This is a genomic window from Paenibacillus sp. B01 (genome assembly GCF_009649995.1).
Classification (GTDB): Bacteria; Bacillota; Bacilli; order Paenibacillales; family Paenibacillaceae; genus Paenibacillus_O; species Paenibacillus_O pasadenensis.
Genome location: NZ_CP045802.1, coordinates 1435710 through 1449110 on the forward strand (window position 1 = coordinate 1435710; position 13401 = coordinate 1449110).

Sequence of the window (13401 nt, forward strand, 5' to 3'; positions counted from 1 at the left end):
GGCCATTATCCAAAATCCGGCAGCGGCCCGGACCGTTCGAGCCGCCGCCAAAAGGGATGCTGGGAGCGGCCGTGTCTGACTAGGCGCGTTGCGGCGAGGCGTTTCGGGGCTTCCAGGGCCCTAGTTCGCCTCCACCGGGGCGGGCGGCTCAGCAGCGGGGCTCGGACGAGCGTCCCGGCGGGGGAGATGCGCGGAAAAACCGAGTAACTGGGGTTCGAGGAGCGTCCCGGCGGGGGAGATGCGCGGAAAAACCGAGTAACTGGGGTTCGAGGAGGGCCCCGGCGAGGGAGATGCGCGGAAAAACCGAGTAACTGGGGTTCGAGGAGGGCCTCGGCGGGGGAGATGCGCGGAAAAACCGAGCAACTGGGGTTCGAGGAGGGCCCCGGCGGGGGAAATGCGCGGAAAAACCGAGTAACTGGGGTTCGAGGAGGGCCCCGGAGGGGGAGATACGCGGAAAAACCGAGTAACTGGGGTTCGAGGAGGGCCTCGGCGGGGGAGATACGCGGAAAAACCGAGTAACTGGGGTTCGAGGAGCGCCCCGGCGGGGGAGATACGCCGAAAAACCGAGTAACTGGGGTTCAAGGAGGGCTACCAGTAGGCAATAAGGGATGCGCTGCAGCCTGAAGAAATCGGGTTGCAGCCGCCTGGAGGCGCGAAGCAGAAGCTGCAGCCCGAAAAAATCGGGTTGCAGCCGCCTGGAGGCGCGAAGCAGAAGCTGCAGCCCGAAGAAATCGGGTTGCAGTCGCCTGGAGGCGCGAAGCAGAAGCTGCAGCCCGAAGAAATCGGGTTGCAGTCGCCTGGAGGCGCGAAGCAGAAGCTGCAGCCCGAAGAAATCGGGTTGCAGCCGCCTGGAGGCGCGAAGCAGAAGCTGCAGCCCGAAAAAATCGGGTTGCAGTCGCCTGGAGGCGCGGAGCGGAGCGAGGACTGCATTCATTCGGGCGCAAGCGAGGGAGCGTGCTGCGGCATCGCTTCCTTTTTACGTCATTTTTTTCCCCTCGGACGCTGACTCGCATAAGATGCAACAATTCACTTGCGGCTACACGCTGAGGAAGGATGGAGACGAATATGGACGGGCAATGCAACCGCCAGGCAATAGGACCGTGCTCGGATGCTGGCGGAGCGGACACGACGGCGAGCGGACCGGCGGCGCACGCGGAGGGAAGCGAGACGGTCGCTTCCGGAAGCGCGGCGCATGCGGAGGGGTACCGGACAAATGCGGCCGGAGACAGCTCCCACGCCGAAGGCTCGACGACGGTCGCAGCCGGCTCCGCCTCGCATGCGGAAGGATTCACGACCGAAGCGCTGTCGGACGCCGCCCATGCGGAGGGCAGCTATGCGACCGCATCCGGCGAAGCCTCGCACGCGGAGGGCTCGCGCACGCTGGCGGCGGGCGACGTGTCCCATGCGGAGGGGAGCGGTACGGAAGCGCTCGGGACGGCGGCGCACGCGGAGGGCTACCAGACGACGGCCGCCGCAGACAGCTCGCACGCGGAAGGCTCGGGAACGACGGCGTCGGGCTCCGCCTCGCATGCGGAAGGCTACCGGACGGCGGCCTCTCTGGATGCGGCGCACGCGGAGGGCTCCGGCACGACGGCGAGCGGCCCGGCCGCTCATGCCGAGGGGGAATCGAGCTCGGCGGAAGGCGAATCGTCGCATGCCGAAGGCACCGGCACGCGGTCGATCGGCGCCGCCTCGCACGCCGAAGGCTCCGGCACGAGGGCAGCCGGCGACCAAGCCCATTCGGAAGGCCTTGGCACGGAAGCATCCGGCCTTGCCTCGCACGCCGAGGGACGGTCGACGGACGCGTTCGGCCCTTACGCGCATGCGGAAGGAGCCAGCACAGAGGCGAGCGGCGAAAGCTCGCATGCGGAAGGCGCGGCCACGCTCGCCAGCGGCACGACGGCGCATGCGGAAGGCTCGAATACGGTCGCCTCGGGCAATTTCTCCCACGCCGAAGGCTATCAGACGACCGCGTCCGGCACGTACGCCCATGCGGAGGGCTCGCTGACGGCGGCGACCGCCTTCAACTCCCACGCGGAGGGCTACGAGACACAGGCGTCCGGCTACGCCGCCCATGCGGAGGGCAACGCGACGATCGCTTCCGGCAACGACTCGCATGCGGAAGGCGCCACGACGACGGCCAGCGCCTTCGCCGCCCACGCGGAGGGCAACACGACCGTCGCCTCCGGCGGCAACTCGCATGCGGAAGGCAACGCGACGCTTGCCCAAGGCACCAATTCCCATGCCGAAGGCTCGACGGGGCGGGCGCTCGGCATCAACTCGCATGCGGAAGGCTTCAACGGGGAGGCGAGCGGCGACAATTCGCATGCGGAAGGCGCGGATACGATCGCCTCCGGCACATCCGCCCACTCGGAAGGATCGCTCACGACCGCATCCGGCAACTTCTCGCATGCGGAAGGCTACCAGACGCAGGCGCTGGACAACTACGCGCATGCGGAAGGCTCGCTGACGGTGGCGAGCGCGTTCAACACGCATGCGGAGGGCTATCAGACGACCGCATCCGGCTATGCCTCCCACGCGGAAGGCAGCGGCTCCTCCGCCACGGCCAGCTACGCCCATGCCGAAGGACTGACGACGGAAGCCTCGGGCTACGGCTCCCACGCCGAAGGCGTTTCGACGGTCGCTTCCGGCAGCCGCGCCCATGCCGAGGGCGGCAATACGACCGCCAGCGGCAACTATACGCATGCCGAAGGCTTGCAGACGACGGCCGACCAGGCCGGCTCCCACATCATGGGCCGCTACGGCACGACGCTCTATCCGTACTCCTGGCATGTCGCCAACGGCACGTCGGCGGCCAATCCCGGCCTCGCGGCCGTCCTGCAGGGCTCGACGGGCAACATGTACATCGACGGCTCTTATTTCAGCGGCGGGGCCGACTATGCGGAGCTGTACGAGACGGTCGATGGAGCCCCGCTCGAGCCGGGCTATTTCGTCACGCTGGAGGGCGAGCAGATCCGTCCGGCCGAGGCGGCCGACGGCTACGTGCTCGGCGTCACGAGCGCCGTGCCGACGCTCGTCGGCGACGCCGCCGAGCTGCGCAGCCCGGATGCCTACCTGCGCGACGAGTGGGGGCGGATCGTGCTGGAGACGGTGACGATTCCGGCCGAACTCGCTCCGGACGGCACCGTCATCGCGCCGGCCTATGCGGTCGAGCAGCCGGTCGTCGACCCGGCTTACGATCCGACCGTTCCGTTCGTGCCCCGGCGCCTGCTGCCGGGCTGGGCGCCGGTCGGCCTGATCGGCAAGCTGCTCGTGCGCGACGACGGCAGCTGCGCGCCGAACGGCTACTGCCTGCCGGGCAGCGGAGGCGTCGCCACGACCGCCGCGAACGGCTACCGCGTGCTGAGCCGCACCGGCCCGAACCAGATCCGCATCCAGATGAAATAGCGGCTCCGCCTCCGGCGCCTCGCCCGCGATGCGGCTCGTCATGCTGACGAGCGGCTTCGCGGGAGGCGTTTTTTTCGCGCGCAGCCCTGCTTCCCGCGATGCAGCTCCAACTTCTATCCCCCGGACATCGCCTAATCTGGTAGAATGAGGGATATGCATTTATCCGAAAGGTGGTAACCGCTTGTCTTCCTTCGACACTCATCCTACGAACTCATCCTCCGTCCAGGACGGCCGGCAAAACCGCTCTCAGCCTCCCGACGGCTCCGCGCAGCCGGTCATCCGCGTGCGGAACCTGCGCAAATGGTACGGCAGCAAGCAGGTGCTGAAGGGCATCGACCTGGAGGCGTACCCCGGCCAGATCATCGGCTACATCGGGCCGAACGGAGCGGGCAAAAGCACGACCCAGAAGCTGCTGCTCGGGCTCGAGCAAGGCTATGACGGCTATATCGAGGTGCTCGGCCAGGACATCTCGTACGGCAGCTACGAGTACAAGTCCCGCATCGGCTACGTGCCGGAGACGGCCGAGATCTACGACATGCTGACCGCCCGCGAGTATCTCGCGTTCAGCGGCCAGCTGTACGGCTTGCCGCGCGAGGCGGCCGAGCGCAAGGGCGAGCGGCTGCTCGCGCTGTTCGGGCTGGAGGAGATGGTCGACCGCCGGATCGACTCCTTTTCCAAAGGCATGCGCCAAAAAGTCATGCTGTCCGCCGCCGTCCTCCACGATCCCGACGTCATCTTCCTGGACGAGCCGCTCAGCGGCCTCGACGCCGGCAGCGTCGCCGTCGTCAAGGAAATCCTCACGCGGCTGGCCGCGCGGGGCAAGGCGATCTTCTACTCGTCGCACATCATGGACGTCGTCGAGAAGATCAGCAGCCGCATCGTCCTGCTCCACGACGGCCAGGTGGCGGCGGACGGCAGCTTCGCCGAGCTGCAGGCGCGCAGCGAGGAGGGCAGCCTCGAGCGGATCTTCAACCGGATGACGGGCTTCGACGAGCAGGAGGCGATCGCCGAGCAGTTCTGCAGCACGATCGCGATGACGCCGGAGCAGCTCGCCGCAGAAGCGTCCGAGGAGACGAAGCGGCCATGAAGGAGTTCCTCTCGATCCGCCTGCTCGACCGCTTCCGCGGCGCTTTCACCCGCGCGGGCTATGACTTCCCGGCGCTGCGCGTCATTCTGCAGGCCAAGCTGACGATGGGCCGGCGGCGGCCGACCGGCCTGATGAACGCGTTCGGCGGGACCAGGAGGACAGAGGGAGACGAGCTGCAGAACTCGTTCTTCTCCTCGCTCTGGATCTACGTCGGCATCAGCCTGTTCCTCGTCCCGATGGCGGTTTTCCTCGAGCAGCCGATCCTGCGCATGGGAATGCTGTCCGCGGTCCAGATGCTGCTGCTCTCGTCGCTGCTGCTGTCCGACTTCTCCACCACGCTGCTCGACACGCGGGACCGGACGATCCTCGGCGTACGGCCGGTCTCGCCCAAGACGGCGGGCATGGCGCGGCTGCTCCACGCCGTCGTCTATCTGGGCTGGACGGTCTCGGCGCTGACGGCGCTGCCGCTGCTGGCGGTGCTGCTGGCGCACGGCCCGGCATCCGCGGCCGTCTATGCGGTCCACGCGGCGCTGCAGGCGGCGCTGCTGATGAGCCTGACGGCAGCCGTCTACTACGGAGTGCTGAGGCTGTGGGACGGCGAGCGGCTGAAAGACATGATCAACTACGTGCAGATTTTCCTCGCGGCCGTCGTGCTCGGCGGCAGCCAGCTCGCCGTCCGGCTGTTCAACTTCAGCCTGGCCGAGCAGGCGCTGCAGGCGCAGTGGTGGTGGACGCTCGTGCCGCCGCTCTGGTTCGCCGCTCCGCACGGGCTGATCGACGGGCAGGGAGGCGGCTGGCTGATCGCCTGTACCGTCCTGTCCGTGGCCGCGCCGCTGCTCGGCCTGCTGCTCTACCTCCGGCTGCTGCCGTCGTTCGAGCGCAGCCTGCACAAGCTGGCGTCCAAGGACGCCCCGGACCGTCCGCGGCAGCGCCGGCGCCGCATGCCGATGGCATCGCGGCTCGGCCGCCTGCTGCTGCGGGACCCGCGCGAGCGGGCGCTGCTCGACTTCTCTCTGGCGTCGCTGTCGCGGGAGCGGGACTTCAAGCTCAAGGTGTACCCGAGCCTAGGTTACGCCGTCCTCATCCCGGTCCTGTTCGTGCTGCCGACGCTGTCCGGCAACGAATTCCGCACGGACGAGCTGAGTCCGAATTGGAGCCTGGCGCTGTACGGCACCGGCTTGGCGGTGCCGATGCTGCTCTTGATGCTCCGCTTTTCGAGCCGGCCGCTGGCGGCATGGATCTTCCACGCCGCTCCGGGCTTGCGCGAAGGGCAGGTGCACCGGGCCGCGGCCGCCGCCGTGCTGCTGAGGCTTGGGCTGCCTGCGCTCGCCGTGCCGACGCTGCTGTTTCTGGCCTTCTTCGGCACGGCGATCCTGCCGCATCTGGCCGGACTGATTCCGGCGCTGTCGATCTTCGCCGTCATCGGCTACCGCGTCATTCCGCGGCGGCTGCCGTTCGCCGAGCCCTTTCCGACCGGCAACAACGTCGGCGGGGCGGGGTACACGTTCCTGCTGATGTTCCTGCTGCTCGGCCTAAGCCTGCTCCATGTGCTGATCGCCAATCTTGCGGGTCCGGTCGGCTTATGGCTCTACGCCGTCCTGCTGCTGGCGGGACAGCATTTCAGCTGGAAATACGGCTTCCGGGAAGGAGCGGCGGTAAAGAAAGCTCCCGCCAATGGAAATCCGACCTTCCGCGCATAAGCGGAAGGTCTTTTTTCTTTTTTCATCCGATAGGATTGACCGATCGAATTCCTCATGATAGTTTTATTCAGTAATTATTACTATCAGAAATGGATAAGGTGAATTCATCATGGCGCTTACAGCATGGAAGAAATGGAAGAAATACGCGCTGGCAACGGCGATCTCGGCAAGCATGATCGTGTCGGCGGGCTGCTCCGGAGGCGCGTCCGAGCCGAACGCGGGCGATCAGGATCGGACGGCGGCCGAAGCCGCGGCGTCGAAACGGGCCGTCGTGCTCTTTCACGTCAAGAGCAGCACGCTGGACCCCGCCGACAACATCATCACGGTCAAAGCGGGAATCGCGGAAACGCTCACGCGGCTGGATGCGGATCTCGGCGTCAAGCCATGGCTCGCGGCCAGCTGGACCGCCGTCGACGCGTCGCGCTGGGAGTTCCTCATTCGCGACAACGTGACGTTCCAGGACGGCTCTCCGCTGACCGCGGAGGCGGTCAAGGCTTCGCTGGAAAGGACGATGGCCCGCAACGAGTCGATGAAGCTCGCCCTGAAGATCCGCTCGATGACGGCGGACGGCCAGAAGCTTGCGGTGGAGACGCTCGAGCCGCATCCTGCGCTCGCGTCGGAGCTGCTGAATCCCCATACGGCGATCATCCAGGTGAAGGAGGAGGCTTCCATCGCCTCGGCTCCGGTCGGCACAGGCCCGTTCCGCGTCGCGAGCTTCGCGCAGGACGCCCGCATCGAGCTGGAGCGGCATGACGGCTATTGGGACGGCGCCGCCAAGCTGGAGCAGGTGTCCTTCCGGTTCAACGAGGACGGCAACGTGCGGGCGCTGGCTCTCCAGTCCGGCGAGGCGGATATCGCGACGCAGCTGCCGGCGGAATCGGTCGAGGCGATCCGGCTGAACCCTAAGCTCAAGGTGGAGTCGGAGCCCGGGCTGCGCGTGCACTTCCTGCTGTTCAATCCGCAAGGGGAAGCGACCGGCGACCTGCGCGTGCGGCAGGCGTTCGACGTCCTGCTCGATCGCCGCAGCATCGTCGAGGACATCATGCTCGGACATGCCGCTCCTGCGAACGGCCCGTTCAACGACCGGCTGCCGTTCGGGAGAGCCGCGGCGGCGGCGGAGCAGGACCTCGACAAGGCGAAGCAGCTGCTGGAGCAGGCCGGATACGCGCCGGATGCGGGCGGCAGCCTCGTCAAGGACGGCAAGAAGCTTACGCTCAAGCTGCTGACCTACAAGGCGCGCCCGGAGCTGCCGCTGATCGCGCAGCTGCTCCAATCGGACGCGGCCAAGATCGGCATCGCGATCGACATCCGGACCGTGGAGAACATCGACGACACAATCCGCCAAAATCGCGACTGGGATCTGGTCACCTACAGCAATCTGTCCGCTCCGCGCGGAGACGGCGGCTTTTTCCTGAACTCGGCGCTGATGCCGGGAGGCTCTCTGAATGCGGCGGACATCCGGATTGACGAGCTGACGGACGTCATGAAGACACTGAACGCGACGAGCGAGGCCGAACGGCGCATCGCCCTGACCCGCGAGGCGGTCGACATCGCCATGAGCCGGACGCCGCACGCCTATGCCGTCTATCCGAACCTGATCGTCGGCCTGAACGAGCGCATCGCCGGCTGGCGCACCGACCCGTCCGAATATACGATCCTGACGAACGAACTGGACGTGAGCTGAAATGCTGGCTCTGGTACGGGCCAGGCTGCTGCAGCTGCTCCTCGTCCTGTTCTTCATGTCCATCCTCATCTTCGGCCTGATGAAGCTGGCGCCCGGCGATCCGGTATTCGCGCTGCTGAAGGCGGATGAGGTCAAGACGACGATGGCGGACGAGCAGGCGCTGCGCGAGTCCCTCGGGCTGGACAAGCCGATGCTCGTCCAGTACGGGCAGTGGCTGGCCCGCGTGGCCCGGCTGGATTTCGGAGACTCCCTCATGCGCCAGCGGCCGGTGCTGGAGCTGTATGTGGAAAAGCTGCCGGCGACGGTCGAGCTGGCTCTCGGAGGCATGGCGTTCATGCTCGCCCTGGCCGTGCCGGCCGGCCTGCTCGCCGCCCGCTTTCCAGGAAGGCTGCCGGATCATGCCGGACGGGCGTTCTCGCTGCTCGGCGCGTCGATTCCGGTCTTCTGGATCGGGCTGCTGCTCATCTATCTGTTCGCCTACCGGCTCCAATGGCTGCCCTTCATGGGAAGAGGAGAGGACTGGCGGCAGCTGATCCTGCCCTCCGTCACGCTCGGCTTCGGCCTGTCGGCCGTCCATGCGAGCCTGCTGCGGAGCGGCATGCTCGCCAGCCTCTCCCAGCCGTACATCCGCGCCGCCCGTGCGCGCGGCATCCGGGAGAGCACCATTTATGGCAAGTATGCGCTTCGCGGCGCGATTGCTCCGGTGCTCACCGTATTCGGGATGACGCTGGGCAGCCTGCTCGCGGGATCCGTCGTCGTCGAGACGCTGTTCTCCTGGCCCGGCATCGGGCTGATGGCCGTGGAGGCGATCTTTCAGCGCGACTATCCGCTCGTGCAGGGCTTCCTGTTCCTGTCGGGCGCGCTGATCGTGCTCGTGAATCTGGCGGTCGACCTGCTGTACGGCTGGATCGATCCGCGGGTGCGGCTGAGCGGCAAGGGGGGACGGCGATGAAAGCGGTCATAAGCATCGGAGCGGCCGCGCTCCGCAGGCTGGCCAGCCGTCCATGGGGGATCGCGGGACTGGCGGTCGGGGCGGTGCTGGCCGTCCTGGCCTTTTTCGGATCGGCTCTCGCCCCTCACGACCCGCTGACCGTCCGCATGGACCTGCGGCTGCTGCCGTCCAGCTGGACCTATCCGCTCGGCACGGACGCCCTGGGGCGCTGCCTGCTGTCGCGGCTGCTCGTCGGCGCGCAGACGACGCTCGGACTGGCGGGACTGGTCATCGTCGCAGTCCTCCTCATCGGCGTGCCGCTCGGCCTGCTCGCCGGCTATGCCGGCGGGCGCGTCGACGCCTTCCTCATGCGCATCGTGGACGGACTGAGCACGCTGCCGGATTTCCTGCTCGTCATCGCGATCTCCGGCTTCCTGGGGCCGAGCCAGGTCCATCTGATCGTGGCGATCGTCGCCATCAACTGGATCGGCTACGCGCGGATCGTCCGGGGCGTCGTGCTGTCCGAGCGGGAAAAGGACTACGTCGCGGCGGCAATCGTCTCCGGCTGCAAGCCGGCGGCGCTGCTGCGGCGCCATCTGCTGCCGTCCGTGCTGTCGCCGGTGCTCGTCTACGCCGCGCTCGACATCGGCAAGACGATTCTGGTCGTCTCCTCGCTGTCGTTTCTCGGCCTCGGCGCGCAGCCGCCCTCCCCGGAGTGGGGAGCGATGCTGAACGACGGCCGGGCGTATTTCCAGACGGCTCCGCAGCTGATGGTCTATCCGGGGCTGGCAATCATGCTGGTCGTCATCGCCTTCAATCTGATGGGCGAGGGACTGCGGTCCAGGCTGGACCAACGATATTCGGAAAGGAGGTCCTTCGATGACGGAAGCAGCGGCTCCAATCGTCTCGCTGGCCGGACTATGCATCGGCGACGGACGGGAAAACCTCGTGAAGGGAATCGATCTTGAGATCGCTCCCGGAGAACGGCTTGCCCTTGTCGGCGAAAGCGGCAGCGGCAAGAGCCTGACGGCGAGCGCGATCCTCGGCCTGCTCCCGGCTCCGCTGCGCGTGACGGCCGGCACTGTCCGCTTCCAAGGAACGGATCTCGCCGGGCTGTCCCGCAAGGAGAGGAGAAAAGGGCTGGGAGCCCGGATCGGCTGCGTGTTCCAGGATTACCGCGGCAGCTTCTCGCCGTACCATACGGTCGGCAGCCAGCTGGCCGAGGCGCTGCGGACCGCCCGCCCGATGAAGAGGAAGGAAGCGAAGCAAATGGCGCTGGATAGCCTGGAGCAGGTCGGCCTGCCCGCCGAGCGCGCCTATGCCAGCTATTCGTTCCAGCTGAGCGGGGGCCAGCTGCAGCGCGCCGCGCTCGCGTGCGTGCTGCTGCTGCGGCCGGAGCTGCTGATCGCGGACGAGCCGACGACGGCGCTCGACATCGTGTCGGGCCGCAGCGTCATGCAGCTGATGCTTGACATCCAGCGCCAGACCGGATGCGGCATCCTGCTCATTTCCCATGATCTGAACCTGGTGCTCGACTGGGCCGACCGGGCTGCGGTCATGAGGAAGGGGCGGCTCGTGGAGGAGGGGCCGTGCGACGTCCTCCGGACTTCCGCGAGCCATCCCTATACGCAGGAGCTGCTGGCGGCTTGTCCGTCGCTCGATGACGCGCTGCACCGCCACGAAGGAGGCCATGTCCATGAAGCCCATTGTTGAAGCGGCTTCGCTGGTCAAGACGTACCGCTCGGGCCGCAGCTCCGTGCAGGCGCTGCGAGGCGTATCCTTGTCGATCGCGCCGGGCGAATGCCTCGGCGTCGTCGGGGAGAGCGGCAGCGGCAAAAGCACGGTCGCGCGCCTGCTGCTCGCCTTGGACAAGCCCGACAGCGGCGAGATCGTGCTGAACGGCGTTCCGCTCACGGGACTGAAGGGGGAAAAGCTGCGCCAGATGCGCCGGCATGTCCAGGCTGTCTTCCAGGACCCGGCCTCCGCCTTCAACGAAAGGCTGCCGATCTGGCGCTCGGTCGTCGAGCCGCTCGACTGCTTTCCGGATGCGGAGCCGCCGTTCGGCGCGGACCGGGCGGACTCGCGCAAAGAGCTGGCGGCGCTGCTGCTGGAGCAGGCCGGCCTCGATTCCGGCTATGCGGACCGCTATCCGCAGGAGCTGAGCGGGGGGCAGCGGCAGCGGGCGGCGATAGCGCGCGGCATCGCTATCGGTCCATCGCTGCTCGTCTGCGACGAGCCGACGTCCAGCCTGGACGTGACGCTGCAGAAGAAGGTGCTGCGGCTGCTGAAGCAGCTGCAGCGGGAGCTCGGGATGTCGATCCTGTTCATCTCCCATGACATTGCCGCGGCCGCTTCGATCAGCGACCGGCTGCTCGTCATGAAGGACGGCCTGGCCGTCGACGAGTTCCCGGTGCGGGACATCCGTCTCGCGGGCCGCCATCCCTACACGAGGCAGCTCGTATCGGCGGTCCACGGCGAGGAGGCGTTTACGTGAGCTCGGGCCGCCTTCATCCTTCATCGCCGGGCTTCCTGCGCCTGTACGGGCTCGCGTTCCTGTTCTTCTCCGCCAACTCGGTGCTGACGGTGATGCTGCCGCTGCTCAGCTCCCAGGAAGGCTTCGGCGAGGCGGAGATCGGGCTCATGATGGGGAGCTACATGCTGACGTGCATGCTGCTGCGGCCGCTGGCCGGACAGCTGATCGGCCGGCATGGCCCGCTTGCGGTCATGCGCTGGCTGCTGGCGGCCCATGCCGTATCGCTGGCCCTATACGCGGTCGCCGGCGCGGAGCAGTTCACAGGGCTGCGGATCGTCCAGGGCGCGGTGACGGCTTTCTTCTCGATGACGATGCAGACCGGCATCGTCGAAGGACTCGAGGAGCGCGACCGGGCGCAGGGACTGTCCCTGTATACGCTGTCCACGATGGTGCCCTCGCTCATCGGGCCGATCGTGGCCGTGGAGCTGTGGCAGAACGGGGACCGGCTGCTGCTCGCGGCCGTCCTGCTGGCGCTCGCCCTGCTGCCGCTGCTGCTCGGACTCGGAGCGCCGCTGGCGCGCCGCGGAGCGGCGGACCGGTCGTATACGCTGCTCGACCTCGGGCGCTCGCTCCGGCAGGTCCGCGGCAGCCGGCCGCTGCAGGCCAGCATGGCGGTCATGCTGTGCGCGTCCTTTGGATTCGGAGCGACGGCGACGTTCCTGCCGCTGTCGATGATGAAAGACGGCAGCGGGCACGCCGGACTGTATCTGATGCTGCAGGGGGCGGTCGTCGTCGCTTGCCGCTTCGTGCTGCGCAAGCGCATTCCGTCCGACGGAAGCTGGAGCGGGCCGCTCGTCTCGGGGCTCATGCTGTGCGCGGCCGCAGGCTTCGCGATGCTGGCGCTGTCCGGCTCGCTCGGCGGCTGGGTCTATGTCTCCGCCCTGTTCGGCGGGCTGGCCATGGCCCTCCTGTACCCGACGCTCGTCACCTATCTCTCGTTCGCGCTGCCCGGTCCGTCCAAGTACGTGCTTATGGGCCTGTTCCTCAGCTCCTACGACCTCGGCTTCTCGCTCGGCGGCCTCGGGATGGGATGGCTCGTGCAGGCTTCTTCCTACTCGACGATGTATGCGGCATGCGCGCTGATCTCGCTCGTCGGCTGCGCCGCCGCGCTTCGGCATGGCGGCGCGCGCAAGAGAGGCGCCGTCGGGTCCGCGGGCGAGAGAGGCGCTGCCGGGTCCGCGCCCGAGAGAGGCGTTGATGGGTCTGCGGGCTCGGGCGCGTCCGAGAGAGGCGTTGCCGCGTCTGCGCCGGAGAGAGGCGCAGACGGGTCCGCGGGCGAGAGAGGCGCTGCCGCGGACGCAGCGGCTTCCGGCGACGGGCATCCGCCTGTCCGGTGAGCGGGAGGGAGCTTGGCCTGAACGAAAAAGAGGGTGTCCCGAAAGCCTTGGCTTAGGGACACCCTCTTTTAAATGGGTTAAACACCTCTGATAAGATGCAGGTACCACCCCGACATCGGCCAGAATGGAAGATCTTTGTGTGCATCCAACATACCATGGACCCGCTTGCCCTGCCCATGGATTTGTCCGAGGACATCCCCGAAAGCCGTCTCGTTTGTGTCGTGAATGCGGCTGTGGACCGCATGAGCGACAAGATTTTGCCGAGACAGCTGCATGAATAGGATGTTCTAGCGAACCGCCTTGGCGATCTACCGGGAGGAGTAGACGCCGGCCGAGAACCGGGCCAACCAAGGCAGAAATATGCCTTGGATTCGGCATGCCGGCCGGGAACAGGGCCAACCAAGGCAGAAATATGCCTTGGATCCGGCCCGCCGGCCGGGAACCGGGCCAACCAAGGCAGAAATATGCCTTGGATCCGGTCCGTCGACCGGGAACCGGGCGAACCAAGGCAGAAATGTGCCTTGGATCCGGCCCGCCGGCCGGGAGCCGGGCGAACCAAGGCAGAAATGTGCCTTGGATCCGGCATGCCGGCCGGGAGCCGGGCCAACCAAGGCAGAAATATGCCTTGGATCCGGCCCGTCGGCCGGGAGCCGGGCGAACCAAGGCAGAAATGTGCCTTGGATCCGGCATGCCGGCCGGGAACCGGGCCAACCAAGGCAGA

9 protein-coding genes are annotated in these 13401 nt (G+C 67.2%); all 9 read left to right on the forward strand.

Features of this window, described 5'->3' with window-relative positions; genetic code table 11:
• Positions 1–1065 precede the first annotated feature (1065 nt).
• The 9 genes from GE073_RS06225 to cntE all read left to right on the forward strand — a co-directional run bounded on the left by GE073_RS06225 (position 1066) and on the right by cntE (position 12680).
• On the forward strand, positions 1066–3408 hold the full coding sequence (locus GE073_RS06225) for a peptidase G2 autoproteolytic cleavage domain-containing protein (protein WP_153783059.1): 2343 nt from the start codon (positions 1066–1068) through the stop codon (positions 3406–3408).
• A 277-nt stretch (positions 3409–3685) separates the two neighbouring features.
• Positions 3686–4495, forward strand: a complete 810-nt coding sequence (locus tag GE073_RS06230) for an ABC transporter ATP-binding protein (RefSeq protein ID WP_052333595.1) — start codon at positions 3686–3688, stop codon at positions 4493–4495.
• Positions 4492–6195, forward strand: coding sequence for a hypothetical protein (locus tag GE073_RS06235; protein WP_153783060.1), 1704 nt, complete (start codon positions 4492–4494; stop codon positions 6193–6195). Before GE073_RS06230 ends, GE073_RS06235 begins: the two co-directional genes overlap by 4 nt.
• Before the next feature lie 109 nt (positions 6196–6304).
• The gene (nikA, locus tag GE073_RS06240; RefSeq protein ID WP_153783061.1) at positions 6305–7879 is read left to right on the forward strand and encodes a nickel ABC transporter substrate-binding protein; all 1575 of its coding nucleotides are present in this window, start codon (positions 6305–6307) and stop codon (positions 7877–7879) included.
• A gap of 1 nt (position 7880) precedes the next feature.
• A complete protein-coding gene (gene nikB, locus GE073_RS06245) occupies positions 7881–8831 on the forward strand; it encodes a nickel ABC transporter permease (RefSeq protein WP_153783062.1) in 951 nt (316 codons plus the stop codon).
• Positions 8828–9778: a nickel transporter permease gene (gene nikC / locus GE073_RS06250; RefSeq protein WP_084137557.1), complete on the forward strand. Its 951-nt coding sequence runs from the start codon at positions 8828–8830 to the stop codon at positions 9776–9778. The genes nikB and nikC overlap by 4 nt, the downstream gene beginning before the upstream one ends.
• Positions 9690–10523 (forward strand): ABC transporter ATP-binding protein, encoded by an 834-nt coding sequence (locus GE073_RS06255; protein WP_052333576.1) that lies wholly within the window; start codon positions 9690–9692, stop codon positions 10521–10523. The genes nikC and GE073_RS06255 overlap by 89 nt, the downstream gene beginning before the upstream one ends.
• The gene (locus GE073_RS06260; protein ID WP_153783063.1) at positions 10507–11304 is read left to right on the forward strand and encodes an ABC transporter ATP-binding protein; all 798 of its coding nucleotides are present in this window, start codon (positions 10507–10509) and stop codon (positions 11302–11304) included. The genes GE073_RS06255 and GE073_RS06260 overlap by 17 nt, the downstream gene beginning before the upstream one ends.
• Entirely contained in the window at positions 11301–12680 is a 1380-nt protein-coding gene (gene cntE / locus GE073_RS06265) for a staphylopine family metallophore export MFS transporter CntE (protein ID WP_228551321.1), read from the forward strand. Before GE073_RS06260 ends, cntE begins: the two co-directional genes overlap by 4 nt.
• Positions 12681–13401: the final 721 nt, after the last annotated feature.

What these genes read in the sequence shown, in the direction of transcription:
- GE073_RS06255 (WP_052333576.1), top strand. Translation starts at nt 9,690, where the DNA reads ATGACGGAAGCAGCGGCTCCAATCGTCTCGCTGGCCGGACTATGCATC.
- nikA (WP_153783061.1), top strand. Translation starts at nt 6,305, where the DNA reads ATGGCGCTTACAGCATGGAAGAAATGGAAGAAATACGCGCTGGCAACG.
- GE073_RS06235 (WP_153783060.1), top strand. Translation starts at nt 4,492, where the DNA reads ATGAAGGAGTTCCTCTCGATCCGCCTGCTCGACCGCTTCCGCGGCGCT.
- GE073_RS06225 (WP_153783059.1), top strand. Translation starts at nt 1,066, where the DNA reads ATGGACGGGCAATGCAACCGCCAGGCAATAGGACCGTGCTCGGATGCT.
- nikB (WP_153783062.1), top strand. Translation starts at nt 7,881, where the DNA reads ATGCTGGCTCTGGTACGGGCCAGGCTGCTGCAGCTGCTCCTCGTCCTG.
- GE073_RS06260 (WP_153783063.1), top strand. Translation starts at nt 10,507, where the DNA reads ATGAAGCCCATTGTTGAAGCGGCTTCGCTGGTCAAGACGTACCGCTCG.
- nikC (WP_084137557.1), top strand. Translation starts at nt 8,828, where the DNA reads ATGAAAGCGGTCATAAGCATCGGAGCGGCCGCGCTCCGCAGGCTGGCC.